Annotated in this window: 23 protein-coding genes; 8 read left to right on the forward strand and 15 right to left on the reverse strand. The window is 72.8% G+C overall.

Features of this window, described 5'->3' with window-relative positions; all coding sequences use genetic code 11:
- Positions 1–259: 259 nt before the first annotated feature.
- From recQ to I5Q34_RS13670, 9 genes are all read right to left on the reverse strand, one after another.
- Positions 260–2,137 carry a DNA helicase RecQ gene (recQ, locus tag I5Q34_RS13630; protein ID WP_199892434.1) on the reverse strand — a complete coding sequence of 626 codons (1,878 nt, stop codon included), beginning with the start codon at positions 2,135–2,137 and terminating at the stop codon, positions 260–262.
- A gap of 68 nt (positions 2,138–2,205) precedes the next feature.
- Complete coding sequence (locus tag I5Q34_RS13635) at positions 2,206–4,248, reverse strand: restriction endonuclease (protein WP_199892435.1); 2,043 nt, start codon at positions 4,246–4,248, stop codon at positions 2,206–2,208.
- A 174-nt stretch (positions 4,249–4,422) separates the two neighbouring features.
- Entirely contained in the window at positions 4,423–5,091 is a 669-nt protein-coding gene (locus I5Q34_RS13640) for a VC0807 family protein (protein WP_199892436.1), read from the reverse strand.
- 100 nt (positions 5,092–5,191) lie between these two features.
- Entirely contained in the window at positions 5,192–6,472 is a 1,281-nt protein-coding gene (locus I5Q34_RS13645) for a cytochrome P450 (RefSeq protein ID WP_199892437.1), read from the reverse strand.
- Entirely contained in the window at positions 6,472–7,686 is a 1,215-nt protein-coding gene (locus tag I5Q34_RS13650) for a cytochrome P450 (RefSeq protein ID WP_234428754.1), read from the reverse strand. Before I5Q34_RS13650 ends, I5Q34_RS13645 begins: the two co-directional genes overlap by 1 nt.
- The gene (locus I5Q34_RS13655; RefSeq protein ID WP_199892438.1) at positions 7,683–8,297 is read right to left on the reverse strand and encodes an ATP/GTP-binding protein; all 615 of its coding nucleotides are present in this window, start codon (positions 8,295–8,297) and stop codon (positions 7,683–7,685) included. Before I5Q34_RS13655 ends, I5Q34_RS13650 begins: the two co-directional genes overlap by 4 nt.
- A complete protein-coding gene (locus I5Q34_RS13660) occupies positions 8,278–8,640 on the reverse strand; it encodes a DUF742 domain-containing protein (protein ID WP_199892439.1) in 363 nt (120 codons plus the stop codon). The genes I5Q34_RS13655 and I5Q34_RS13660 overlap by 20 nt, the downstream gene beginning before the upstream one ends.
- A complete protein-coding gene (locus I5Q34_RS13665; RefSeq protein ID WP_199892440.1) occupies positions 8,637–9,041 on the reverse strand; it encodes a roadblock/LC7 domain-containing protein in 405 nt (134 codons plus the stop codon). The genes I5Q34_RS13660 and I5Q34_RS13665 overlap by 4 nt, the downstream gene beginning before the upstream one ends.
- Positions 9,038–10,645 (reverse strand): ATP-binding protein, encoded by a 1,608-nt coding sequence (locus I5Q34_RS13670; RefSeq protein ID WP_199892441.1) that lies wholly within the window; start codon positions 10,643–10,645, stop codon positions 9,038–9,040. The genes I5Q34_RS13665 and I5Q34_RS13670 overlap by 4 nt, the downstream gene beginning before the upstream one ends.
- Before the next feature lie 272 nt (positions 10,646–10,917).
- Here I5Q34_RS13670 and I5Q34_RS13675 point away from each other — a divergent pair, with 272 nt between their 5' ends.
- The 3 genes from I5Q34_RS13675 (at position 10,918) to I5Q34_RS13685 (ending at position 12,473) form a co-directional block, all read left to right on the forward strand.
- On the forward strand, positions 10,918–11,067 hold the full coding sequence (locus tag I5Q34_RS13675) for a hypothetical protein (RefSeq protein WP_199892442.1): 150 nt from the start codon (positions 10,918–10,920) through the stop codon (positions 11,065–11,067).
- Positions 11,068–11,242: 175 nt separating this feature from the next.
- Complete coding sequence (locus I5Q34_RS13680) at positions 11,243–11,905, forward strand: sigma-70 family RNA polymerase sigma factor (protein ID WP_199892443.1); 663 nt, start codon at positions 11,243–11,245, stop codon at positions 11,903–11,905.
- A 163-nt stretch (positions 11,906–12,068) separates the two neighbouring features.
- Positions 12,069–12,473, forward strand: a complete 405-nt coding sequence (locus I5Q34_RS13685; RefSeq protein ID WP_199892444.1) for a hypothetical protein — start codon at positions 12,069–12,071, stop codon at positions 12,471–12,473.
- 151 nt (positions 12,474–12,624) lie between these two features.
- Here I5Q34_RS13685 and I5Q34_RS13690 read toward each other — a convergent pair whose 3' ends face one another.
- On the reverse strand, positions 12,625–15,369 hold the full coding sequence (locus I5Q34_RS13690; RefSeq protein ID WP_277965258.1) for a KGGVGR-motif variant AAA ATPase: 2,745 nt from the start codon (positions 15,367–15,369) through the stop codon (positions 12,625–12,627).
- Between the two features lie 13 nt (positions 15,370–15,382).
- Positions 15,383–15,805, reverse strand: coding sequence for a hypothetical protein (locus I5Q34_RS13695; protein ID WP_199892445.1), 423 nt, complete (start codon positions 15,803–15,805; stop codon positions 15,383–15,385).
- A gap of 242 nt (positions 15,806–16,047) precedes the next feature.
- On the opposite strand from I5Q34_RS13695, the gene I5Q34_RS13700 reads away from it, so the two are divergent.
- Positions 16,048–16,791, forward strand: coding sequence for a Crp/Fnr family transcriptional regulator (locus I5Q34_RS13700; RefSeq protein ID WP_199892446.1), 744 nt, complete (start codon positions 16,048–16,050; stop codon positions 16,789–16,791).
- On the opposite strand, the gene I5Q34_RS13705 is transcribed toward I5Q34_RS13700, so the two are convergent.
- Complete coding sequence (locus I5Q34_RS13705; RefSeq protein ID WP_199892447.1) at positions 16,784–17,275, reverse strand: hypothetical protein; 492 nt, start codon at positions 17,273–17,275, stop codon at positions 16,784–16,786. The two genes, I5Q34_RS13700 and I5Q34_RS13705, sit on opposite strands and share 8 nt — an antisense overlap.
- A 307-nt stretch (positions 17,276–17,582) precedes the next feature.
- Here I5Q34_RS13705 and I5Q34_RS13710 point away from each other — a divergent pair, with 307 nt between their 5' ends.
- The 4 genes from I5Q34_RS13710 to I5Q34_RS13725 are packed head-to-tail and all read left to right on the forward strand — an operon-like array spanning position 17,583 to position 23,603.
- Positions 17,583–18,404 (forward strand): hypothetical protein, encoded by an 822-nt coding sequence (locus tag I5Q34_RS13710; RefSeq protein ID WP_277965259.1) that lies wholly within the window; start codon positions 17,583–17,585, stop codon positions 18,402–18,404.
- Positions 18,401–20,563 carry a hypothetical protein gene (locus I5Q34_RS13715; protein WP_199892449.1) on the forward strand — a complete coding sequence of 721 codons (2,163 nt, stop codon included), beginning with the start codon at positions 18,401–18,403 and terminating at the stop codon, positions 20,561–20,563. Before I5Q34_RS13710 ends, I5Q34_RS13715 begins: the two co-directional genes overlap by 4 nt.
- A gap of 6 nt (positions 20,564–20,569) precedes the next feature.
- Positions 20,570–22,276: a hypothetical protein gene (locus I5Q34_RS13720; RefSeq protein WP_199892450.1), complete on the forward strand. Its 1,707-nt coding sequence runs from the start codon at positions 20,570–20,572 to the stop codon at positions 22,274–22,276.
- Positions 22,266–23,603: a DUF4407 domain-containing protein gene (locus tag I5Q34_RS13725; protein WP_199892451.1), complete on the forward strand. Its 1,338-nt coding sequence runs from the start codon at positions 22,266–22,268 to the stop codon at positions 23,601–23,603. Before I5Q34_RS13720 ends, I5Q34_RS13725 begins: the two co-directional genes overlap by 11 nt.
- Positions 23,604–23,612: 9 nt before the next feature.
- Here I5Q34_RS13725 and I5Q34_RS13730 read toward each other — a convergent pair whose 3' ends face one another.
- The 3 genes from I5Q34_RS13730 to I5Q34_RS13740 are packed head-to-tail and all read right to left on the reverse strand — an operon-like array spanning position 23,613 to position 24,978.
- Positions 23,613–24,485 carry an AraC family transcriptional regulator gene (locus I5Q34_RS13730; protein ID WP_199892452.1) on the reverse strand — a complete coding sequence of 291 codons (873 nt, stop codon included), beginning with the start codon at positions 24,483–24,485 and terminating at the stop codon, positions 23,613–23,615.
- Entirely contained in the window at positions 24,470–24,733 is a 264-nt protein-coding gene (locus tag I5Q34_RS13735) for a hypothetical protein (protein ID WP_199892453.1), read from the reverse strand. The genes I5Q34_RS13730 and I5Q34_RS13735 overlap by 16 nt, the downstream gene beginning before the upstream one ends.
- On the reverse strand, positions 24,730–24,978 hold the full coding sequence (locus tag I5Q34_RS13740) for a hypothetical protein (protein ID WP_199892454.1): 249 nt from the start codon (positions 24,976–24,978) through the stop codon (positions 24,730–24,732). The genes I5Q34_RS13735 and I5Q34_RS13740 overlap by 4 nt, the downstream gene beginning before the upstream one ends.
- Between the last annotated feature and the right edge of the window lie 333 nt (positions 24,979–25,311).

Raw genomic sequence — 25,311 nt, forward strand, 5'->3', positions numbered from 1 at the left:
CGGTCCCGATTCTCGGGACCGCTCTTGCGAAGCTCGTCCAGTGGTGGTTGGAGGTGAGGTTCGGACTGTAGGCCCTCAGCATCCAGCTTGCTGAGGGACCACAGAGTCCTTCCCTTTAAGGGGCCCGTCGCCGTCTCTCCGCGTGGTGGCGGGCTCCGCTGCCGTTTGCCCCCGGCAGCAGGTCACGCGCCCGTTTCCGGGTGCGCTTCCCGGATGCACGGTACCGCACCCGGGGCGATCGAGTCAGCCGTAGCGCCTCCTACGCCGGCGTCTCCTCCAACTCCCCCAGCGCCTCCAGGATCTGCTCCCCGTACTTCGCCAGCTTGTTCTCGCCGACGCCGCTCACGCCGCCCAGCGCGTCCAGCGAGTCCGGCCGCTGGGTGGCGATCTCGCGCAGCGTCGCGTCGTGGAAGATGACGTACGCGGGGACGCCCTGCTCCTTCGCCTGGGCGGCGCGCCAGGCGCGGAGCGTCTCGAAGACGGGGAGGGCCGTCTCGGGGAGGTCCGCGGGGGCCGGGCGGGCCGCGCCGCGGGACTTGCCCGGGGCCGAGCGGGCCCGCGACGGCTTCTCCGGCTCGCGGCGCATCAGGACCTCGCGGCGGCGGCCGAGGACGTCACCGCTGGCCTCCGTCAGGACGAGCGTGCCGTACTCGCCCTCCACGGCGAGCAGGCCCAGCGCCAGCAACTGCCGTACGACGGCGCGCCATTCGGGGGCGCTGAGGTCGGTGCCGATGCCGAAGACGGTCAGCTGGTCGTGGTCGTGCTGGATGACCTTGGCGGTCTTCTTGCCGAGGAGGATGTCGATGATCTGGCCCGCGCCGAACTTCTGCCGCCGCTCGCGGGCGAGCCGGAAGACGGTGGAGAGGAACTTCTGCGCGGCGATGGTGCCGTCCCAGGTGACGGGCGGGGTCAGGCAGGTGTCGCAGTTGCCGCAGGGCTCGCCGCCCGGCTGGCCGAAGTAGTCCAGCAGGCGCACCCGCCGGCACTCGACCGTCTCGCAGAGGGCGAGCATCGCGTCCAGGTGGGCGGTCAGGCGCCGGCGGTGCGCGTCGTCGCCCTCCGAGCCGTCGATCATCTTGCGCTGCTGGACGACGTCCTGGAGCCCGTAGGCCAGCCAGGCCGTGGACGGCAGGCCGTCGCGCCCGGCGCGGCCGGTCTCCTGGTAGTAGCCCTCGACGGACTTGGGCAGGTCGAGGTGGGCGACGAAGCGGACGTCCGGCTTGTCGATGCCCATGCCGAAGGCGATCGTGGCGACCATCACCACGCCGTCCTCGCGCAGGAAGCGCGCCTGGTTGGCGGCGCGGACGCGCGCGTCGAGGCCCGCGTGGTACGGGAGGGCCTCGACGCCGTGGGCGACCAGGAAGTCGGCGACGTCCTCGACGCTCTTGCGGGACAGGCAGTAGACGACGCCCGCGTCCCCCGGGTGCTCGCCGTGGATCAGCTCCAGGAGCTGCTTCCTCGGGTCGTTCTTCGGGGCGATCCGGTACTGGATGTTGGGCCGGTCGAAGCTGGCGACGAAGTGACGGGCGTCACCGAGCTGCAGCCGGGCGGCGATCTCGCGGCGGGTGGCCTCCGTCGCCGTCGCGGTCAGGGCGATGCGGGGGACGTCGGGCCAGCGCTCGTGCAGGGCGGAGAGCGCGAGGTAGTCGGGGCGGAAGTCGTGGCCCCACGACGCGACGCAGTGCGCCTCGTCGATGGCGAAGACGGAGACCTTGCCCCGGTCGAGCAGGCCCATGGTCGACTCCAGGCGCAGCCGCTCCGGCGCCAGGTAGAGCACGTCCAGCTCGCCCGCGAGGAACTCGGCCTCCACCATGCGGCGCTCGTCGAGGTCCTGCGTCGAGTTCAGGAAGCCGGCCCGGACGCCGAGGGCGCGCAGCGCGTCCACCTGGTCCTGCATGAGCGCGATCAGCGGCGAGACGACCACGCCGACGCCCGGTCTGACCAGTGCCGGGATCTGGTAGCACAGCGACTTGCCGCCGCCCGTGGGCATCAGGACGAGCGCGTCGCCACCTGCGACGACGTGCTCGATGATCTCTTCCTGCTCCCCGCGGAACGCGTCGTAACCGAAGACGCGGCGCAGGACCCCCAGCGCCTCGCTGGACGCGCCGGGCTCGCTGTTCTCAGTGGGGTCGGCCATTCGGGCAGTGTACGAGGATCGGCCGGGCCCGGTCGGGGCCTGTGGAAAACCCAGCGCTTGTGGACAACTCAGGCCACCTCTATCCCGTACTCCTGCACCAGCGCCTCCAGGCCCCCCGTGTATCCCTTGCCTCCCACGACGAAGTCCCAGTTCCCGCCGGACCGCTTCCGGAACGAGCCCAGCACCAGGGCCGTCTCGCCCGGCCGCCCGTCGGACACCTCCAGCTGCCCCAGCTCGGCCCCCGCCGCGTCCGACAGCCGGATCCGGGCGTCGGTGAAGAGGGAGAGGTCGGCCTCCGGGTTGACCTCCGGATCTATGGCCGCCGCCAGCACCAGCCGGTCCGCGGCCGCCGGCAGCGCGTCGAAGGCCACCCGCAGGGCGGCCCGGTCCCCGGACCGGGGCAGCGGCTCGGCGGCGCGGACGGTGCCGTCGGGGGTGCGCGGGTTGTTGTAGAAGACGAAGTGGTCGTCGCTGAGCACCCGGGCGCCCTTGCACACCAGGGCGCAGACGTCCAGGGCGACGCGGCCGGACCAGGACATCCCGAGCACGTTGTGATCGGCGGGAGGCTCGGTCCGGGGGGCGCGCGGCGTCTGCCCCGGCCCCAGCCGCCCCCGCAGCCCGTGCTGCGCCAGCAGCCCCACCAGCTCCTCGCCGGACACCAGGGTCAGCGGCTTGCCGTTGGCGAAGGCGTACGAGCCGGGGCCGAACCCCGAGGTCGTGACGAGCACGCCCTTGTTCGCCCCGGCCCCCTGCACCGTCCCGAACAGGTCGCGCACCGCGGTCGGCGGGACGGTCCTGCGGTAGCGCTTGACCTGGACGATGATCCGGCCGCCGCTGATCGGGTCCGGGTCGAGGGCCTCGACGTCCACGCCGCCGTCGTTGGACCGCGTCGTCATCACCGCCTGCATGCCCCGGGCCCGGAACAGCTCCGCGACCAGCGCCTCGAAGGCGACGGGGTCCATCTCGAACAGGTCCGGGCCGTCGTCCGCCCCGCCGCCGTGCGAGACGACGCCCCGGCCGACCTCGTCGGGCGTCCGCTCCGGCCGGACGGCCGTGCGCTGGTCCGGGCGCGCCGACAGCCGCCCGCCCAGGGCGTCCGTCAGGCACTCCGGCGCGCTCACCTGCTCCAGGTGCAGCCGCCCGAACGTCGTCCGGTCCACCGTCACCGCCGCCAGCACCAGACGGGCCCGCCGCCCGGTCGCCGGGTCGTGGTCGTCGACGAAGCCGTTCAGCACGACGGACTCCAGCGCCCCGTACTCGTCCGCCGCGAACAGCTCGCGCACCGCCAGCAGCACGCACTGCGCCAGGACGTCCCGGTACAGCGCCCTGCGCCGGGTGACCGGGAGGGCCGTCTCCTTCTCCTGGTCGGCGGTGGGCATGTACCGCACCGCCTTCACCTCCGGCACGACGTCGAAGCCCGGCAGCTCCCACTCCAGGACGAGCTGGCGGGCGCCCGGGTCGTAGGCGGCGGAGATCTGGTGCGGGAACTCGTCCGGCAGGGCGGTCGAGGCGTACAGCGCGGCCGAGAAGTACTCGACGACCGCGTCAGGGTCGCCCGCGCGCAGTGCGCCCACGAGCTCCGCGACCCCCGCGTTGTGCTGCCGCACCTGCGCCAGCCGGGCCTGTGCCCACTGGTCGTACTGCCGCCGGTACGCGGCCAGTTGGTGCTGCCGCTGCGCCTCGGCGGCCTGCGCCGCGCGCAGGTCGGCCTCGTACTGCGCCCGTCTGCCGAGGCCGTACCGCCCCGGGTCCGGCATCAGCGTCGGCTGCCCCAGGTGCCCCGGGCCGAACGGCTCCAGCGCCTCCGGCTCCGCCAGCCGCCCCGTCGTGAACCCCGGCGCCGCGCACCCCGCCCCGAGCAGCCCCTCCAGCGCCGCGACCCGCGCCTGGAGCTCCTCCGTCCGCCGCCGCGCCTCGGCCTCCCGCCCCTGCCGGTAGGCGGCCCGCCGCTCCCGGTCCAGCCGCGCGGCCTCCCGCTCCGCCGCCCGCTGCTGCCGCTCCCGCTCCCGCTGCTCCTGTACCAGCGCCCGCTGCCTGAGCTCCTGCTGCCGTTGGCGGTCGCGCTGGGCCTCGGCCCAGATGCCTATCAGCCCGTTGGAGCGACGAGTCATGCGGAATCAGCCCTCCCCCCGAGACTGCTTCCGTCCCGGAACCGCGTTACGTACTGGCTGCGTGACCAGCGGTGACCCGTCAACTTTAGTCGGGGGCGGGGGCGTTTCCCCGGCCTCCCTCGGGATGAGGGCCCAGGATGACGGACGGTCAGGGGAGGCGCATCGGCCCGACGGTCACGCCCCGCCGGCCTCCGCCTCCGCCAGGAGCTTTTCCATCGGGGCTATCGCCAGGGCGCCGCCCGCCACGATCCCCAGGGCGATCGCGCCCAGCAGCATCGCCGTCGAGCCCCAGGACGCCATCGTCTCCACCGGCAGCGTGTACGCGCCGACGACGCGGGCCGCGCACTCCGCCAGCAGGGCCGCGCCCCAGACCAGGCTGAAGACGCGCTCGTGGCGGCGGAAGCGGGGGTCGGTCGTCGACAGGCGGTCCCAGGCGGCGGACTTGGCGGGGCTGGACTTGACCAGCATGGGCTTGAGGCCGGCCGTCATCATCGGGCGGCCGCGGGTCACGGACCAGAGGATGGCGAGGGCGACGAAGCTGCTGATCGCGGAGTCCTTGGCCAGCATCAGGCGGGCGTCGCCGCCGACGAAGGCGAGGGCGATGGAGAGGACGTTGACGACGACCATCACCGTCGCCAGGGCGTTGAAGGTGCGCTTGCGGAGGGCGTCGGCGATCGAGTGCGCCGCCGGGATCACGCTGCTGAGTGCCAGGGAGAGGACGAGGCCCAGGCCGAGGGCCGCGTGCAGGAGGTAGTAGGAGCCGAGGGGGAGCGCGATGTCCAGGAGGAGGGGTTTGAAGGCCGCCAGGGGGTGGGGCGGGGCGGGGGCGGTGTCCTGCGGCATGGGGTGCTCCTGCGGTCTGTTCCTCGGGTACGGGAACAGCCTCGCCCGGCGGGCTCCACGTCCGGCAGAGACGGGTGTGGGGGGTCCGCCGGGACAAATGTCATGCCCGCAGGACGGGGAGCGTGCCCACGCTGTTGGTGATGAAGGACGGGACGGGCGTCAGGGACTCCGGGGGGACGGCCAGGGAGAGCTTCGGGAAGCGGTCGAAGAGGGCCGGGAGGGCCACCCCCGCCTCCTGCCGGGCCAGGGCGGCGCCCACGCAGAAGTGGGCGCCGTGGCCGAAGGTCAGGTGGCGCGTCTGCTCGCGGGTGAGGTCGAAGTCGCCGGCCGTCGGGCCGTACCGGTCCGCGTCGCGGCCCGCCGCCGCGTACGAGACGAGGATCGCGTCACCGCGCCGGATCACCTCGCCCGCCAGCGGGATGTCCTCCGTCGCGTACCGCATCGGGAAGTGGCCGACCGGCGAGTCCCAGCGCAGGATCTCCTCGGTGACGGAGGTCCAGGGGCGCTCCCCGGAGAGCACGAGGGCCAGTTGCCCGGGGTGGGTGAGCAGGGCGCGCACCGCGTTGGTCACGAGGTTGAGGGTCGTGCTGTGGCCCGCGACGAGCATGAGGAGGAGGGTGCCGATGAGCTCCTCCTCGGAGAGCCGGTCCCCGTCCTCCCGGGCGGCGATCAGGTCGGTGGTGATGTCCTCGCCGGGCCGCGCCCGCTTCTCGGCGGCGAGGTCCGCGAGCAGCGAGAGCAGCCGGCGGCGGGTGGTGAGGACCTCGTCGGGGCCGGTGGCGCTGCTGGCGAGGCTCGCGGACAGGGCGCGGAACTCGTCGTAGCGCTCCGGCGGTACGCCCAGCAGGTTGCCGATGGTGCGCATGGCGAGGGGGTAGGCGTAGTGGAGGCGCAGGTCGACGGGCGTGTCGGGGCCACCGGTGGCGAAGTGGCCGTCCAGGTCGTCGAGCAGGGCGCTCACGGTCGCCTCCGTGCGCGCGTGCATCCCGGCGATGCGCCGGGGCGTGAACGCCTGCGCGACCAGGGCCCGCAGCCGCCGGTGGTCGTCCCCGTCGGCGGTGACCATTCCGGCCGGCTCGACGAAGTTGATGAGCGACCAGCCCTCGGGGACGGCGCCCGACGCCAACAGGGCCCAGTTCGCCGGGTCCTTGGCGACGCGCGGATCGGTGACCAGGTCGCGCAGCACCTCGTACCGGGTGACCACCCAGGCCGGTATGCCGTCGGGGAGCTCGACGCGGACGACCGGGCCCAGGGCCTGCAACTCGCGTATCTCGCCGTGCAGATCGGAACCGGTCACGTCGAGGCGGAACGGATCGAGGCGGAACGGATCGAGGTGGAGTGGATCGAGGTGGAGTGGATCGGGACGGAACGGAGCGTTCATCACTGACCTCCAACTACGGTGGGCTGAACCGGGGTGAAACGGACGGGCAGCGCCGTCAGCGCGCGGGCCCACGGCGAGGGCCGGTACGCCAGCTCCCCGGCCGGCACGGCGAGCCGCAGGCCGGGCAGCCGGTGGATGAGGGTGTCGACGGCCGTGTGCGCGATCAGCCGCGCCGGGTCCCGGGCCGGGCAGGTGTGCGGGCCGGCGCCGAAGGCCAGGTGGGAGCGGTTGCCGGGGACGATGTGCCCGTCGGCCGGGCGGACGGCCGGGTCGCGGTTGGCCGCCGCCAGGCCCAGCAGCAGCGCGTCGCCCTCGCGGACGGACTGCCCGCCGAAGCGCAGGTCGCGGGTGGCGTAGCGGCCGGGGAAGTTCTGTACGGGCGCGTCCCGCCACAGCACCTCGTCCAGGGCCGCGTCCACGGTGAGCCGGCCGCCCGTGACGTGGCCGCGGAAGCGGGCGTCGGTGAGCAGCAGCCGGACGGTCGCGGCCGTCCAGTTCGCGGCGGGGCCGTTGCCCGCGACGATGACGACGGCGAGGTGGTGCAGCACCTCCTCCGCCGACAGCCCCTCGGGGTGGGCCAGCAGCCAGGAGGTGAGGTCCTCGCCGGGCTCCGTCTGCTTGCGCCGTACCAGCTCGCCGAGGATCCGCCGCAGCGCGGCGTCGCCGGCGGGCGCGTCCGGGCCGCTGTCCACCATCGCCCGCACCGCGCCGATGAGTTCGGGCGCGAGCCCGTCGGGCAGGCCGAGCATGCGCGAGGCGGTCCACAGCGGGAGCTGCAGGGCGTAGTCGGCCAGCAGGTCGGCGCGGCCGAGCGGGGCGACGGCGTCCAGCAGCATCCCGCAGAGCTGGGCGATGCTGCGGCGCAGCGCGTGCTGGTCGAGGCGGGCGAAGCCGTCGCTCACGGCCCGGTGGAGCCGGCGGTGTTCGGGGCCGTCGGCGAAGAGCACGGTCGGCCGGTACCCCATCATGGGCAGCAGCGGCGAGCCGGGACGCACCAGCCCCTCGCGCAGCGCCCGCCAGCGGCGCGAGTCGTGGGAGAAGCACTCCTCGTTGCGGGTGACCTCCAGCAGCTCGCGGTAGCCGAGCACCAGCCAGGCGGGGACGCCGGGTTCGAGCTCGACGGGGGCGACCGGGCCGTGCTCGCGGCGCAGGCGCTCGTAGAGGGCCTCGGTGTCGCCGGTGAGCGCCGCTCCGTACAGGGCTGTCGGGGTCATGACGCGGGTGCCTCCGGGGCGGCGGCCGTGGTGTGGAGGTGGTCGACGAGGGTGATGAGCGAGGCGGCGCAGGACGAGCGGTCGCGGGCGTCGCAGAGCATCACCGGGGTGCCGGGCAACAGGTCGAGCGCCTCGCGGAGTTCCTCCTCCGGGTGCACGGGCGCGTCCGGGAAGGCGTTGGCCGCGACGGCGAACGGCACGCCCAGTTCCTCCAGGTGCCCCAGCACGTCGAAGCTCGCCTCCAGCCGCCGGGTGTCGACGAGCGCGAGGGCGCCGAGCGCGCCGTGCGTCAGGTGCCGCCACATCGGGAAGAAGCGCGGCTGGCCCGGGGTGCCGAACAGGTACAGCACGCGCCGCCGGTTGAGCGTGATCCGCCCGAAGTCCATCGCCACGGTGGTCGTGGCCTTGCCGGGCAGCACGTCGTCCACGCCCTGCCCCGCCTGGGTCATCGTCTCCTCGGTGCGCAGCGGCGGGATCTCGCTGAGCGAGCCGATGAAGGTGGTCTTGCCGACGCCCAGCGGCCCGGCGATCACTATCTTGACGGAGGTGCGGACGGTGGAGGGCAGGTAACGGGCGCCGTCAGAGCCGACGTCAAAGCTGACGGAGTCCATCGAGTACCTCTTTCAGGAGCGAGGGGTCGTGCCGGTCGGCCGCGGTGACGGGGGGACGGGTCAGGACGAGGCCGGCGTCGAGCAGGTCGCCGAGGAGCACCTTGACGACGGCGACGGGCTGGCGCAGGTGGGCGGCGACCTCCGCCACGGACAGCAACTGGACGCAGAGGCCGAGTATTTCGGCGGCCTCGGGGGTCAGATCCGGGGGCGGGAACGTACTGCCGCCCGTGGCCATCACCAGCGTCTCCAGCGCGAGGGAGTCGCGGGACGGGGCCGTCCGGCCGCCGGTGATCACATAGGGGCGTACGGGGCCGGCGCCGGCCGTGCCCGCGGGGCCGCTCATGGAGCGTCGGCGTCGGCGCGGGGCGGGCTGCTGAGGTGCGTGCCGATGCGCACCACCAGGTGCTGCATCTCCCGGGCCACCAGCCCGGCGTCCACGTCCGCGGCGGCGGCGACGGCCAGCGAGGCGCCGGGGCCCGCCGCCACCAGGAACAGGAACCCGCCGTCGAACTCCACCATCACCTGCCGCGGCGCGCTGTCCGCGCCCGCCAGCTGGGCGGCGGCCTCGTGGCCGAGCGAGAGCAGGCCGGAGCAGATCGCGGACAGCCGGTCGGCCTCGTCGGCGGATATCCCGGGGGAAGCGGCGAGCCGCAGGCCGTCGCGCGAGACGACGAGCGCGTGCCGCACCGCGGGGACCCGCAGGACGTCGGCCAGCAGCCACTCCAGATTCCCGTTCGTACTCAACGCGTTTCCCTTTCGGTGTCGTTCACAGGTGGTGCCGCGTCCGCCGTGCGGGCCTCTCCCCTGGCCTCTCCGGCGGCCTCTTCCCGGCCGATCCGGGTTCCGGTCTGGAGGCTGCTCATGAAGTCGGCGGCCTGCTGGGGGGAGAGGGCCGGCCGGTCCGCCGGGGCGGCCGGGGGCCGGGTGGCCCGGCCGGGGGCGGTGCCGCTGTCGCCCGGCAGGGCTGCCGCGCCGGGGGCGGACAGGGCGCTGCCCGGGCCGCCGGTGCCCGCCGCCGGCCGGCGGCTGCGGCGTCGGGGGAGAGGGGCGGAGGCCGCGCGCGAAGGCTCCTCCGGTCCGCCGGCCGTCGAAGGGCGGCGGTTGCGGCGGCGGGGAAGACCGTCGGGGGCCGGGCCCGGCGCGGCCTCGGGGCGCGGCTGCTCCGGTCCGGTGGCCGTCGTGGCGCGGCGGTTGCGGCGGCGGGGGAGGGCGCCGGGGGCGGCCGGATCCGGCGTGGTCCCGGGGCGCGGGTGCTCGGGAGCCCGCTGCGCCGCGGGCGCGACCGGTGCCTCCGGCGCGGGCGCCGGTACGGCCGGGGGCCCGACCGTGCGGGACGCCGTCAGCAGCGCCGACGGGACGAGGACGACCGCCCGTACGCCGCCGTACGCCGACGGCGAGTCCAGCTTCACCGAGAACCCGTACCGCCTCGCCAACTGCCCCACGGCGGACAGGCCCAGCTGGGGGTTGGGCCCCCAGCCGCGGCCCCGGGCCGCCTCGCCGCCCGCCAGGCGCAGCCCGGCCTCGGCGAGGGCCTGTTCGGTCATGCCCAGCCCGCCGTCGTCGATCTCGATGACCGCCCCGCTGTGCACCGGCCGGATCGCCACGAGCACGGAGACGGTCGGCGGCGAGTAGCGGGTGGCGTTGTCGAGCAGCTCCGCGACGGCGTGGATGAGCGCCTCCACGGCCCGGGGCTCGACGGCCGTGTCCCGCGCGCCCTGGACGCGTACGCGCTGGTACTCCAGGATCCGCGACTGCGCGCCGCGCACCACGTCCAGCAGCGGCACGGCGTCCGGCCACTGCCGTCCGGGCCAGGCACCGCACAGCACCTTCATCGTCTGGGCCTGCCGGGCGAGTTGGGCGGCCGCGTGGTCGGCGCGCATCAGTCCGGCCATGAGGACGGGGTCCTCCGCGGTCTGTTCGAGGACGTCCAGGCCCTGCTGCTGGGCGAGCGCCATCACCTGGATGCGGTCGGCCATGACGAGGAACGCGGCCCGCGCGGACTCCTCGCGGGTGCGTACGCCGGTGACGGCGCCGGCCGTCCGCTCCAGCAGCGCCCGCTGCCAGACCTCGAACACGCTGCCCGCCAGCTCCCCGTGGCGCAGCCCCGGCGTCGTCCGCTTCCCCTGGAGCACCGCCGGCAGCCGCTCGGCGGCCAGGTGCTCCAGCTCGGCCTCCCAGACGCGCTGACGCTCCGTCAGGGCCCGGCTCTCCCCGACGGCCGCGTCCCGCTCGTCCCGCAGCCGCGCGGCCGCCCGCCGGGCGCGCACCAGCAGCGGACCGGCGATCACAGCGGCGGCGGCCGTGCCCACGGCCACACCCAGGGACACGGCCTCCGGTATCGGCATCATCAGGTAGTTCCCCGGGGCGATGTTCAACTGGAGCAGCCGTCAGCGTACGGGGCGGGGTGGAGGTGGCGGAAGTCGTGGGTGTGTCCTGGTGGTTGGTCGCTTTCGCGGAGTTCGATGGGCTGCAGGTCATTCATGCAGCATCGTTGTGTGACGGGGGTCACGGAGGGGTCTGCCTCAAGTGCGGCGTTCCCGAACGGCATGGAGGGTGAGTCGCGGCTCGAGCGGACGGTCCGCAGGTGGTGGTCCACCGGATGTGCCCTGAGGAGGTTCTGATGGATCCGGAGCGTAAGGCCTTCTTCGTTCTGTTGGTTCTGATTGTTGCGGGACTCGTCACCTATGTGGCGTTCCTCAACCCCTTGTTGGGGACCGCGCTCCTGGTCGGCGTCGGAGTAGCACTCTTCCTTCATCAAGTTCTCGGTTAGGCGGCGGATGGGTGTGTCGCCGCCGTTCCTCGGGGCGTCCCGATCCCCAGCCACTCCAATGGCCCATGTTTCGCCCAAAGTTACGAACATCAAATGCCCCATGCGTCTGGCCTTCCGGCGGCATTAGAGGTCAAGAGGCGGCCGACCGGCACCTCCCGACAGGAAGGACCACCCGATGACGAACGCACCCGAGGTGCGGGTGGGGACGCCGGGCGGAGGCGAACGCGCCCTGTCCGCTGCCCCGCACGTGAAGGTGCCCCGGCAGAACCCTCCGTCGTCCATGGAGAGGCGCCCGCGCCGCAGACTGACGGAGGAGCAGGTAGCGGAGCTCGAGCGGCTGAAACCCCACTTGGAGCGGATGGTCCTCGCCAAGGGACTCGGACGGGATCTCGAGGACCTCGTGCAGACCTGTCTGGTCCAGTTGGTCCGCCGCTGGACGGAACCCACCTTCCGGCTCGACCGGCGCGACGGGGAGAGGGCCTTCGCGGCCAAGGTCATGTCGGATGTCATCGCCGACGCCTGCCGGGCCTACGACCGCGACCGGTCCTTCCCGACGGACAGCGTCCCGGACCGGGGCCAGGAGGAGGCCGAGTCCAGTGACTACGCCGTCCGTCAGGGGGTCGAGGCCGTCGAGGCGTTCCTGCGGAAGGTTCTGCCGGACAAGGGCGAGCTGCATGACGTCGGGTGGTTGTCGATCGTGGTGGGCCTGAATCAGAGCGAGATCAGCCGTTACCTGCGGATCGACCGCCAGACGGTCAAGCGTCGTCTCGACAAGGTCCGGGAGATTCTTGCCACTCACCGTACGACTGTCCACGACGAGATCGGAGACGCCGGCTAGAGCTCTTCTCGGGATCACGGGCCGGTACGGGGGCGGCCCCTGATTCCAGGTTGGGTCCTAGAGGCCCGAACAACCGAAAGACCGGAAAGCGGCGCCACCGGGGCGGCTGCCCGGCGGCGCGCTACTCGGAACTCATGTACGGAGAGGGGACGGAATGCAAGACATGCACGATCTGCTCCGGGAGAGGACGCGGTGCTTCCGAGCGCGCCTCCTGGAGAACCACGGCGGCATCAGCCCGCGGTCGTGGGAGGCGCTTCTCGACCGTGTCGAGGCCGAACTCGAGGATGAGGGAGGAGGTGACGCCGGTGAACGCGGCCTTCAGTACGAGGCCGAGCGGGCCACGGGGGTACCTGCTCGGCTTCTCTTGCTCGGCCTGACCGGCGGCCTGGTGGCCGCCAGTGTCGGCGTCCTTCTCACCCGTGGATGGACTCTCGTGGTGCTCGTCTTCGCCTGTGTCGTCACGCTCGTTGGCGTCGTGATGCTCCTGCGGCGCAGGAGCACGCCCCATCGGCCGGACTCGGATACCGAGCCAATCGCCGGAAATATGCGTCTGGCGGGCCATTCATAGGCGGTGCCCAACAGGGGCTCGTGACAGGGAGGGCAGCACCGTGGTCATGGGAAGGTTCGCACAGAGAAGGCATAGATGCCCACACGCTTCCGGTACTTAGAATCCCGACGGTGACGGAACGGCCCCTCCTGGCGGAGGGGCCGTTTCCTGGTCAGCGTCGCCGCAGCACCCGCACCTTCCGTTCGCTGCCGATCCGCAGGCCATGCCGGTAGATCTCGGCGACCCAGTAGCGTCCGTTGTCGTCCCGGAGGAAGACTCCGGACTCCACCAGCAAGCTGGCCTCCTGCACAGAGATTCCCACCTGCTCCAGTTCCAACGGCACGGTCACCGGCGGCCGTACCTGCCTCAGGCGGGCGAGCAGTTCACCGACTTCCGGATTCTCCTGCTGAATAGAGTTGATCTTCAGCGCGCTGCAGGCGAACAGCGCTTTTCGCATGGCGGTCGGTGCCAGAACACGGTCCTCCAGCGTGTGCGGAATGGATAGTTCCGCTGCTTCCGCGAGAAAGGCGACGACATCCCTGGCCTGCACCTGATCGTTGAAATCTCCGAGAGCGGCATGGACCCATAGATGTGAGCGCGCTTCGCGCGACTTGGCCGAGCCCATTTTCCACCCCCACACCGGGATGAGAGTCTTCACCAGCGTGTCGGAGGAGAGTGCGTTGATGCTGGGCTCGGCCACAGGGGTGGGCAGTGCGCCGGCGTGTGCCGTGACCCACAGTGCGAGACGGAGGGCCGAATCCTTGTCCCAGCGCAGTGCGTAGGACTCGTAGCGGTCCAGAAGCTGCCCGCTGTTCTGGCGGACCGCCCGTGTCACCAGGTCCTGACGGACGAAGACCACCAGCCCGAAGGGCCGACCGCGCAGCGAGCGCAGCCAGGCGAGGACTTCGATCAGCAGTACCCGTAGTGCGGTGCGCTTGGAATCGTTGTCCAAAGCCTGAAAAAGGTCCTCGAGCCCATCGATTACGAACACCGCCCGTGTCCGTCTGCCGAGTTCGGTAAGTGCGGCTTCCGCGCCACCATCACTGCCCGTCGGGCGTACTCCGGCGGCCATGGCCAGGCACTCGATCCACAGGCGACGCCAACCGAGTTCGTCATCGGGGCCCAGGGTCGTCAGGCCCTGGTGCAGCCGGTCTTTGATCTCCTGGGAGGTGGCGGCCTGCCCGGCTTCCCCGCCATGCCCCACAACGAAGGCGTCCCGGAGATCTTGCGTCGTCAGTTCGTCGAATTCGAGATTGACGGATTCCAGGACGGGCAATACGCGCGCGTCCAGGCGGACGCCTTCGATGCCGGACTGCTCGGCGAATCTGTCCCATGACCCGGCCGCGCATGCCCGCGTGTACATGAAGGTCTTGCCTGCCCCCTTGGCGCCGACCACCAGCGCCAAGGGCTGCTCGGTGCGGTGGTCCCCCAGCAGTCGGCGCAGGGGTTCGGTCACCAGAAAGCCGCTGGCCGACGACATACCCTGACGTTCGGCGTAGACCAGTCCTTTGGCTGTGGTCCAAAGCCGGCGGCGCAGCGTCGTGTAGTCGACCGCCGGTGACGTTTCCTCGCTCTCGGGCAGAGCCTGGAGCGCCGGCGTCGGCATGATGGGCTCCAGAACACCGGCGACATCGCAACTCTGCAGAACCTTGAGCACGGCGTCCCAGGACGAGGGAAGAGCGAGCAGTTCTTCCCGGAAACGGCTGCGGATTGGCTGGGAGAGGATGCCGGTGTCCACACCGCCGGTGTCGTCGGGCTCGTTGTTCTGTCCTCCCTCGGGTTGCCTGAGCGAAGCGAACAGCACGTTGGCCAGCTGGTTGCAGGCCCGTTCCACATGGGTCTCGTGCACATCGGGTCGATACTGCGTGATGATCACGGAGCTCGCCGGGTCGACGCCCTGCAGTGCCGGCGCCCGGCGCCCCAGCTGCTCCAACAGCCTCTCGGTGCCGGCGAGTGACTGGTGGCTGAGCGTGGTGACGAAGATGCGTTGGACCCGGGGGTCGAGCAACACCGGGGCCGAGAGCTCCGATGCACCGGCCCGGAGGTCAACGACGACCGTGTCCGCGCCGGTGCGCGCTCCGAGCGCCGCGAGCGCTTCAGTGAGGAAGTACGGCGAACGTCCCGGTGTGAGCAGGTCGGCCGGCTCGATGCGGGGCGGGTCGAGAACAAGTCTTCTACTGGTCGGGACCATGGTCACCCGTCCGCCACTCGTGTAGCGGCCGACCTGTTGATTGGGCAGGTATGCGGCGGCGATGTCCACGGCGGCCGACCATCCGCCGTCCTCGGCTCCTTGCAGAAGGGCGAGCAGATCCTCGAAGCAGAAGTCGAGTTGACCACCCTGCGCCCTGTGCATCCACGTTATTCCGGGGGCCTCGAGATCGGCGTCCACGAGGAGGACGTTCCCACCGCGCTGTGCGATGGCATCGGCCATGGCCACGGCGTGGACCGTGCGTCCGACTCCGCCCTTGAAGGAGTGGAACGCGATCAACTGGACGTCGTCGGGGAAGTGCGGGTCGGCGGGACGCTCCAGGGCTTCGGCCAACCGGGGAGTGAGGTGCTTCTCGCGCAGCAGCGGGAGGCGGCGTGGCTGGTCCGCACCCTCCGCCCCGGGGCTCAGCAGGACCGGCATGCCGACGAACTCTGTCGTCCGGGGGTCGTCGAGCCGCAGCATGAGCGTGCCGTCCTGCCATTCGGCTGACCCGGCCCCGAACGCTTCGTCCAGCCAACGCTTCACATCTTCCGCACGCGTACCGGGGAGTACGATCAACTCCAGCCCGTCCCACCAGCCGTCGGCCGCGAGGAGCCACCGGGGCCACTGCCCCTCACTTGCCAGGAACGCCAGATGCTCTTCGACATCCACCCAGGTGAACACGTGATCCGGGGGCGTCCGACCCTTCAGTTCCGTCAGTTCGGCCACTACTTCAGTACTCCTAGTCCTGTTCGCACCAGCTGATCAGAGCGCGGAGCGCTTCCTGGGCCGCCTTCTCGTCCGCCGTGTTGAGCTTCGCACCATAGCGCCATGCCTGATGCAAATCGGCCAGGGCGACGGAGCCGCGTGTGGGCGGGTGCAAGCGGCAGACCTGGATACGGTCGAGGGCCGCGCCGAGTGCCCGGGGCAGCCGGAGATCCTTGGCCAACCTGCGGAGATTGTGGGTGGGCTCCAATGCGGTGGAGTCGCGGTGGCCACGCCGGGCGAGCACTCTCTCCTTGAGCCCGCACTCGGCTGCGTAGAACAGCAGAAGGCCGACCGTCGGCGTGTCGTCGAACTCGCCCTGGGTTTCCACCGATTCCGCCGCCTTGCGGAGCTGGTCGCGTCTCCTCTGGAGCGCTTTGGCCCCCACCTCAAGCACCATGACGGCATCCTTCCGCCGGGAGGCAGCCGCTGAGGTGCGATAAGGGGATTTACGGTCCTGGTCGGTTCGGTGCTTGTACGGCTGCTCGCTCCGTGTGCTGTGCCGTGAGCGTTCGGCAAGGTCAATCTCGGGAATTGCGTGTTCTGTTGCTGCCCCGCCCACTACCGTGCTGGCCACCGAGGCGCCCGCGCACCAGCACACCCGCGCACCGATGCCGACAACGCCTCGGCAGGGGGGACGACATGACCGCACCGCACCCACCCGCCGGCCACTGGCCCGCCCGCAGCCTGCTCGGGATGCTGCCGGGCCCGGCCCGGCAGGAGATGCTCGGCCTCGGGGTCGAGGTCCGCTTCGACGCCGGCGACGTGCTGCTGAGCGAGGGCGCCCACGACCGGCACGTACTGCTGCTGCTCTCCGGCTTCGCCAAGGTCACGGCCACCCTGGAGAACGGCCAGGTCTCGCTCCTCGCCGTCCGCGTCGGCGGCGAGACGGTCGGCGAGATGGCGGCCGTCGACGGCGTGGGCGGCGTGGGCGGAGCCGACGGCGTACCGCGCTCGGCGACGGTGACCGCCTGCGGCCCCATGTCGGCCCGCGTTCTCCAGCCCGCCGTCCTGCGCGAGTTGCTGATGCGCCGCCCCGAGGTGGGCATGGCCCTCACCCGGATCGTCGCCGACCGGCTGCGCTGGGCGAACCGCCGCCGGATGGAGTTCCGGGGGTACTCGGTGAAGGTGCGCCTCGCCCGGCTCCTGGTGGAGCTCGCCGCCGCCTACGGGCAGCCCGAGCACGACGGCGGCGTCGTGATGGGCTGCGGGCTGACCCAGCCGGAGCTGGCCGCGCTGACCGGCGCCGCCGAGACCACCGTCCACAAGGGCCTGCGCGAACTCCGCGAGGAGGGCCTGCTGGAGACCGGCTACCGCTCCACCACCATCCGCGACCTCGCCCGGCTGCGCCAGGTGGGCGAGCTGCCCGCCGCCGACGTCAGGTGAGCAGTGGCCGCAGCGCCAGGCACAGCCCCGCGCTGGCGCCCATCACCGCCGTGCACACCACGGCCCCCGTGACGCAGCGGTACTTGACGACAGCGACGCGGGCCAGGAAGCGCAGCACCGGGGCGAGTTCGGCCCCGTCCGCGTCGTCCGCCCCGGGCAGGCCCCCGCCCGACGCGAAGTGGACGAAGCTGTAGCGGTTCGCGGCGCGCGGCCGCCACACGCGCGGCCGGAGCGCCGCCGCCAGGCACCCCACCCCGCCGAACAGCCCGCAGGCGAAGAGCAGGAGCAGCAGCCCGGCCAGCGCCCCGGCTCCGCCGCCCCGCCGCCACAGTTCGGCGGCGTGCCAGGTCCACGACCCGGCCGTGCCGGCCAGCGCCGCCTGGGCCGCGGCCAGGATCCCGGCCTTGGCGTCGGCGTGCTGATGGGCGCTCTGCAACGCGCCGAGCATGTACGGACCGGACTCGGCCGACGGCGTCGATGTCATGAAACGTCCTTCCGTGACGGCGGCACCTGCCGCACCGCCCACTCACCCAGTAACCGCGCACCGTCCCACTCCGACCAGCCACTTGTACGGATTCCCGCATCCCGTACTTCCACGGGGTGTGCCCGCGCCCACCGGCGTACGACTGGGGGGTGCCGGCGCCCGGACCGGGGGGACCGGGCGCCGGCGCGCCCGCGCGTACCGGATCGCGACGCTTCCGTGGAGGAGTTGTAACACCGGTGGCCGGGCGGGGAGTTGAGGTATGCGGCATCCTTTCTCTCCCGTAAGAGCACACGCACATGGAGGTGCTGTGGTGGTGAACGGCGCGTTCGGCCGGAGACTCCTGCTGGCCGTCGACGCGAAGGGGTACGGGCAGGCCGACGTCCTGCGCCAGAGCCGCTTCCAGGAGGCCATACCTCAGTTGCTCGGCCGCGCGGCCGACGCGGCCGGGCTGGACCGCGAGCGGTGGCAGGTGCAGCCGGGCGGGGACTCGGAGCTCGCGGTCCTGCCCGAGGGGGCGTCCGAGCCCGCCCTCGTCGACACGTTCATGCGCAGCCTGGACGCGGGCCTGCGGGCCTTCAACCACGACCGGGTGCCCGAGGGGCGGCTCCGGCTGCGGGCGGCCGTGCACTTCGGTCCGGTGTCGCCCGGCCCCAACGGCTTCGTCGGCCCGGCCCCGGTCGTGACCGGCCGCATCCTCGACAGCGCGGTGCTGCGCGCGGCCCTGGCCGAGAACCCGGACGCCTGCCTGGCCGTCGCGGTCTCGTCCACGGTCTTCGACGACGTGGTGCGCGAGGCGTACACGACCTTCCGGGCCGAGGAGTTCGCGGAAGTCGAGGTCGAGAACAAGGAGTTCGCGGGACGGGCGTGGATCTGGGTCCCGGGGGGCGACGCACGGGCGGTCCCCGGCCCGGCCGAACCGGCGGCACCCGAACCGGCGGCACCCGAACCGGACGCCCCCGCACCGGACGCCCCCGCACCGGACGCCCTCGCACCGGGCGGCCCCGGCGACGCCGGCCCCGCCGCGCGGCCCGCCTCCGACGCCGGCCCCGCCGCCTCCGCCCCCCAAGTCGTCCAGCACTTCCACGGCACCGTCAACGCCGCGGGCGCCGTCTTCGGCGCGTCCACGTGACCGCCCCGGAGGACGGGCCGCCGCCCCCGCAGGCCGACCGGCAGCACCCGCAGGCCGACCGTCCGCCCCCGCAGGCCCCGGACGACACCGCCGCCCGTCACACCTACGTCAACCAGGTCTTCCACGGCCCGCTCCACGCCCCCCAGGCCCACTTCGGCATCGGCCCCGCCGCGTCCATGCCCCCGCCCGCGGCCGGCGCCCGGCGGGCCACGGGCCGGCTCGACGCGGGCGAGATCGACTCCGTCCTGCGGTGCTACGTCGAGCCGCCCTGCTTCCGCGAGGCGGCGGACGCGCTCGCCGCGGACACCGTGACCGTCCTGGTCGGCCCTCCGGGCACGGGCAAGCGCTCGGGAGCCGTCGCCCTCCTCAAGGAGGTCGCCCACAGCTCGGTGTACGTGGTGCTGTCCCCGGACATCGGCCTGGAGCAGCTGGCCGAGCGCGCCTTCGACCGGGGAATCGGCTACGTCCTGCTCGACCGGATGAACGAGGACGCGGAGGGCGGCGGGACGCGGACGGCGGACTTCGACTGGCGCCGGGTGCGGGACCGGGTGCGCGGACAGGGCGCGCACCTGGTGGTCACCACCGTGCACGAGCCGGGGGCGCCCCCGCCCGAGGCCGTACGGCACGTGCCCTGGCGGGCCCCGGACCTGGGGGAGGTGCTCCGGGCGCGGCTGCGCGAGGCCGGGTGCGCCGGGCGGGCGGCCGAGGAGGCGGCCGGGCTGATGCCCGGAGGGTGCCTGGTCGCGGAGGTCGCCGCGGCGGCCGGGCGGATCGCCCGCGGGGAGGAACCGCGCGCGGTCTGGCGGGAGTACGGCAGCAGCGCGGCGCAGCCGGTGCGGGACTGGTTCGCGGCCGACCGTACGCCGCGCGAGATCGCCGAGGTGACCACGCTGGCCTTCGCCACCGGGACCGGCCGCCGGGCCTTCGAGCGGCTCCAGGAGTCGCTGGAGCCGTACGTGGTACGGGCGTTCGGGGACGCGCCGCCGCCCCCGGAAGGCGTCCCGGAGACCGCCCCCGCCCCGCCCGTCGACCGCCGCCGCTCCCTCGCGCGGAACGCGCTCGTCGCCGCGGAGGAGCGGGCGCACGGCGTACCCGGCCGCACGGTCTGGGTCTTCGCCGTCCCGCAGTACCGCCAGTGGGTGCTGGAGGAGCTGTGGGCCAACCACTCCAGCGACTTCTGGGACGGCGTGCGCGACTGGCTGACCGCGCTCGTCGCCGCGCGGCCGGACGGCGAGCTCCGCGCGTCCGTCGCCTCCGGCCTCGCGCTGCTGGCCCGTACGGCCTTCGACGAGGTCGCCGACTGCTATCTGCGCCCCTGGGCGCGGGGCGGGGCCGGCCCGGAGGGCGAGGTCATGGCCGCCCACGTGCTGTGGTGGATCTGCCTGGACGAGACGCTCGCCGCGGCCGCGCTGACCCTGGTGCGCGGCTGGGCCCACTCCGGGGACCCCGGGCTGCGGTCCGCCGCGGCGCGGGCCTTCGGCGGACAACTGGGCGTCCGCTTCCCCACCGACGCGGTGAAACGGCTGTGGCACCTGATCCACCAGGGACAGGGCAGGCCCGCCGTCCTCGGCATGGCCCACCTCTTCGCGCTGCTGGCCGACGGGCAGGAGGACGCGGGCGTGGTCCTCGACGCCCTCGTGCACCGGCTGCGCAAGCAGTGCACGACCCCGGTCGCCACCCGCGTCAAGGCGATGACCTTCGACACGGTCCTGGCGGTCCTGTCGGTGGGCGAGCCGGGCACCGGCCGCCCCGCCGTCGCCGGACTGGTCGAACGCCGGCCCCGGATGACGGACCGCGTCGCCGCGCTCTGGGCGGGCGTGCTGCGCCACCGGCCGGTACGCCAGGCCGGGTTGACGGCCCTCCGCGACACCCTGCTCGCGCTGCCCGCCGTCTGCCGGGACGCCCGGGCCACCGCCGGGAGCCTGGGCCGGGCGCTGGGCGCCGCCCTGCCCCCGGACGAGCGGCGGCTGCTGGCCGCGGCGCTCGGCCGGGACGCGGGCCGCCGGCGCCGCGTCGAACCCGCCGTCCTCGACGGCTTCCTCACCGCCGTACGGGGCGTCGGCTCACCAGGAGGCGCGCAGAGCACCGCCGCACCACCCCGTACCGCCGCCCCGAGCATCGCCGCCCCGAGCATCGCCGTACTGAGCACGAAGGACTGACACCGCATGGCCGAGAGCTACCCCATCGTCGAACAACGCGAGTTCGGCCGGCCGCAGGAACGCGGCAACTGGCTCCGCAAGCACCTCACCAGGGACGAGGGCGACGTCCCGCGCCTGGCCGCGCACCACGTGCTGGTCTACCGGCGCGGCGAGGAGTACGTCGAGGAGCACGGCCTCCTCGGGCCCGCCGACGACGTCGTCGTCACGGCGAGCTCCGTCACCGTGGTCGACCGGCGGGCCGGAGTGCCCGTCCGCGTCGAGATGCCCGTACCCTCCGCCGAACAGGGCGACTTCACGCTCCGCGTGACCTTCCACTGCACCGTCACGGACGCCCCCGCCGTCGTACGCGACGGCGTCACCGACGTCGAGGCACTGCTCCTCGGCTACCTCCGCGGCATACCCGGGCTCTCCGAACAGGCCCTGGAATTCCCCGTCATGGCCGTCGACCGGGCGCGCCTGAGGATCGGCGCGTACCTGGAGGCGTACCGGGAGATGACCCCGCCGCTCGTCTCCGGCCTGAAGGCGGTGCCGGTCGCCGTCGAGGTGCTCACCCCCGAGCAGTTCGCCGCCCACCTGCGCGAGGTGGAGGAGGCCCGGCTGGAGCGGGAGAAGCAGCGGCTCCGGCGCGAGGTGGAGAAGGAGCGGGCCGAGGCGGAGCACGCCATGCAGCAGTACATCCAGAGCCTCGAACGCGAGAAGGACGAGGCCGCCGCGCACTACGCGCGCGAGCGCGCCGAGGCGGAGGAGGACCGTCGCCGCGAGCGCGAACAGGCCGCGGCGGCCCGGCGCCTGAAGGAGGCCGAGGCCGAGGAGATCCGGCGCCGCGAACGGGAGTTGATCGAGGAGCGGCACCGCCAGCAGTTCGAGGACCTGCGCGCCACGTACGAGCAGACGGCCGGCGCTGTGCGCCAGGACCACGAGCTCGGGCTGCGGCGCAAGCACAACGAGTACATCAGGGAGGAGACCGCCCAGGACGTCGAGAGCTTCGGCCACGACCCGGTGGCCGCCGACGTCCACGCCTTCCAGCGCGGCGAGATCACCGCCGACGAACTCGCCGCGCGGCTGCGGGCCGACGAGGAGGCGCGGCTGGGACGGGAGGACCGGCGGGACGAGCGCGACTGGGCCCGCCTGGAGCGCAAGGACGCCGTCGCCCGCGAGGAACTGCGCCACCGGCTCGACGTCGAACGCGAGGACACCCGCTACCGCCTCGACCGCGAGGACCGGGTGCGGGAGCTGACCCGCAAGGACGCCCGGGAGGACGCGGCCGCCGGGCGGCAGGAGGCGCTGCGCCGCCGGCAGCAGGAGCGGGAGGACGCCGCGGCCCGGCGGCAGGAGGAGCGCGAGGCGGACGCCGCGCTGCGGCAGGAGGACGCGCGCCGCTGGGAGGTGGAGCGGGAGGACGCCCGCCGGATGCGCGACGAGGTGCGCGCGGACGCGCTGGAGCACCGCAAGGAGCAGCGCGAGCTGCGGGAGCGGGTGCTCCAGGCCCGGAGCGATCTGACCAAGCGGGTCATCGACCGGGGCCATGCCGACGACGCCGTCGTCGACGTGGGGGCCCTGATCAACGGCGTCGGGGAGATCCGGCAGGCGACGGCGTACGCCCTGCCGGGCGGGGAGGTGCACCACGTGGAACGCGCGGACGGCGCCCCGGCCCCTGACGACACCTCCGACGACGACCTCGGCGACGCGGGGAGGGAGGAGCATGTCGGCTGACGCCCCGGCCCGCCCGGCCGTACTCCCGGCCGTACGCCCCGCCCGCCGCGTACGACGTCCCGGTGCGGGCGTCCTGGCCCCCCTGCGCCGCCTGATCGGCGTCGACGAGGAGCTCCTGGCCCGGGTGCCGCAGGAACGCGCCCGCTACACCTGGTACGGGGCGATCGTCCTCAACACCGCCCTGCTGGGCGGCGCCTCGATGGGCCTGGCGTTCACCACGGTCCGCGACGAACTTCCCCTCGCTGTGGTCATATCGGTGGCCGTCATCTGGTTCTGGGTGATCCTCGCCCTGGACGGCTGGCTGGTCTCCGGCACCCACGGCGTCCTGGCCAGGGGCCGGCTGAAGACCCTGCTGCCGCGTCTCGCGCTGTCGTTGCTGGTCGGCCTGACCATCGCCGAACCACTCCTCTTCCAGATCTTCGACAAGGAGATCAGCCGGCAGACGGCCGCGGGGAACGCGCGGGACGCCGACGCGTACCGCGGCATGCTGGCCTCCTGCAACCCGCCGGACGGCCGGGACACCACCGGCCGCGCGGAGTGCGGCGGTTACCAGCTGAAGGTGCCGGGTTCCCCGGCGTCGGTGCGGCAGCAGATCCGGGACAACGCGGCCCGCGTCACGGCCCTCCAGGCGCAGGTGCAGGCCATCCACAAGACCCTGAGCGCCAAGCAGGCGAACGAGCGCCGCGAGTGCGACGACCCGGCCAAGTGGATCTACGGCCGGGACGGCCGCCACGACGTGGGCGACACCTGCCTGCGCGCCCGCGCGGAGAACGACGACTACCGCACCACCAGCAACATCACCAAGTACGAGACCGAACTCGCCACCCTCACCGAGAAGTCCCGCACCCTCGCCGCGAAGGAGGAGACGGCCGGCGAGACCTACCGCCCCGCCCTGGACCGGGCCGTCGCGGCCAAGGTCCGCGACCACTCCCGCCACCTCGACGACTCCGGCATGCTCACCCGCGCCAACGCGCTCGGGGCGGTGGCCTGGTCCGACTGGTACGCCGGTTTCGTGGCCGTCGTCCTGCACCTGTTGCTGCTGGCGGTGGACGCCCTGCCGGTCCTGGTGAAGCTGATGAGCCCGTCCACGGCGTACGACCGCCTCCTCACGGCCCGCCTGGAGGCGACCGACCGCCTCCACGCCGCGGACCTCCGCCTCCACCACGCTTGTGCGAACGCCACCCACGAGGCCGACCTCCACGAGGCCACCCGTCACGCGACGGACCGCATGTCCCGCCTGGACCACCGCCTCCGCCTGGAACAGGCGGAGCGCACGGCGGAGTTCAGGGCGGCACTGGAGGCGAGGGCGGCCCGCATCCGGCGGTGACGCGGGGATTCACCCCTCCCGAATCCGCTCCACAGGAATCCACAACTCCGCGTCCGCCCGGGCCCGGTCCTCCGACAACCGCGTCCGCAGGATCTCGGGCCCGGGCCGGCTCCGGTACGGATTGGACGGGAACCACTGCGTGAAAACGTCCCGCCACAGATACTGCAGCGCCCGCGGGAATTCCCCCGAACTCTCGAACACGGCCCAGGTCCCGGAGGGAACGAGGAGGGCGTCCAAATCCCCCGGCAGGTCCGCCTGTCCGGTCACCACCCCATGGTAGTAATCGAATTCGGTCCCTTCGGCCCGACTCGGATCGAGATTGTCACTGCCCCCCACGATCCCCTCCGGCTCCTGATCGGACAACGCGGCGATCCGCCGCAAGGTCTCCCCGTCGATCCCCCGAATGAATTCGGCGATGGCAGGATTCACCCCCTCATGGATCAAGGGGACGCGGATTTTCCTGCCGACCACGCGGAACTCCCCCTTCTCCACAACCCGATACCGCATGCTGCTGCTCCCTTCGACGACGAGACGGAAGGACATCCGGGGCTGGGAGTTCAACGACGCGCCGTTCCGCCGGGCCTCGCCGGGCCCCACCCCGTGCACCGCCCGAAAAGCCCGGGCGAACGCCTCCCCGGACCCGTAGCCGTACCGCACCGCGATCTCCAGCAACGTCCGCTCCCCGGCGAGCACTTCGGCCCCCGCGACGGTGAGCCGCCGACGCCGGACGTACTCCGACAACGGAACCCCCGCCAGCGCCGAGAACATCCGCCGGAAGTGGTACTCCGACGTCATAGCGATTCGCGCCAGCTCGCTCATCTCAATCCGCTGATCAAGATGCGACTCGACATGATCCAGCGCCTCGTTCAACCGCTCCAGCACTCCGGATCTCCTTCCCTTACGCCCACCACGTTAGGAAGGCGGCCTCGTTCCGGACCCGACATTCTGTGCCCGCTCTGATCAGCTGCCATCCGCAAGACATCACGCAGGGCGGCAGCCAACGGCCGGACAAGAACGTGCAGCTCTTCCGGCTCGGCCCCCTCCCGACCGAGCAGCAGCTTCTCGACCTGCACGAGAAACTCGTCGGCCCGCCGGAGCCGCTCCTCTTCCGCGCCGGGCTTCTGGCTCACCGCGTCCCCCTTGCGCGGAGCATGGCCCTTCGCGTGCGCACGCGGATCTCCCGCATGGCGAAGAGCCGGGTGCCGGTGCGGATGAGGAGGTCTTCGCCGCTGGTGAAGCGGAGGCGTTTCCCGCCGTCGGGTTCGTCGTGGAAGTCGCTGACCTCGAACTGTCGTTGACCGATCTCGATGAGATCGCCCCGCTGCACGGTGGAGGGAGAGACCTCGACGAGAGTGAGGACGACGGAGTCGGGCATCAGTTGCCGTCCCCGTCGGTGCAGCGGTGGCAAAGGCACTCGCACGCCTGGTAGACGACTCCGGAGCTCCGTCGGCTGGCGCGGTATCGCGCTGCGCCGCACTTCCCATGCTCACCCATGCGGCACTCAACGGATCGGTATGCGCCGGGGCGTTGGGCGTCACCGGAAGGCGGTGAAACCTGCCGTCCGGCCTGCGCGGCGTTATCGCGAATTCGGTCGTACATGCTGTTCAGCTCCTCATGGCTGATGGCCACGTTCGCCGGCGGCCTTGGTGACAGTGAGCTGTTTCAGCATGGCCACTGATCGGGTGAGGGCGATCGTGTCCGCAACGCA

This window comes from Streptomyces sp. AV19, assembly GCF_015999245.1.
Taxonomy (GTDB): Bacteria; Actinomycetota; Actinomycetes; order Streptomycetales; family Streptomycetaceae; genus Streptomyces.